Origin of the sequence: Microbacterium sp. BG28 (genome assembly GCF_034044005.1) — a bacterium.
GTDB lineage: Bacteria > Actinomycetota > Actinomycetes > Actinomycetales > Microbacteriaceae > Microbacterium.
Map to the genome: position 1 here is coordinate 1 of NZ_JAXCHA010000018.1, position 289 is coordinate 289.

Annotated in this window: 1 protein-coding gene; it reads right to left on the reverse strand. The window is 68.9% G+C overall.

Annotation, left to right across the window (positions count from 1 at the left end):
- Positions 1–260: hypothetical protein (locus tag SK224_RS16735; RefSeq protein ID WP_320435772.1), on the reverse strand; the 260-nt coding region annotated here is incomplete at its 3' end.
- Positions 261–289 lie beyond the last annotated feature (29 nt).

The following is a 289-nucleotide window of genomic DNA, read 5'->3' on the forward strand; positions in this document are numbered from 1 at the left end:
CCGCCCGTGATCAAGGCCTGACTGCGAATCTCGGCGATCACGTCGTCGAGGGCGAGAAGGCGGCGGCGCTCATCGGCGAGCGCGGTGCTCCAGGCCTCGTGCGCTAGCTGGAAGGCGCGCATCGCGGGCGATGCCCAGGCCGTCGCCTCGGCGAGGCCTGTGGCATCGCGGATGACCGACTCGATGAGATCCACGGCTGCGAGCACGTCGCGTCGTGCCGCGTCGAAAGAGAAGACGACATCGTCGAGGGTGTCTGTCATCCCCCGATGCTCGCTCCGCGTCAGTGGGG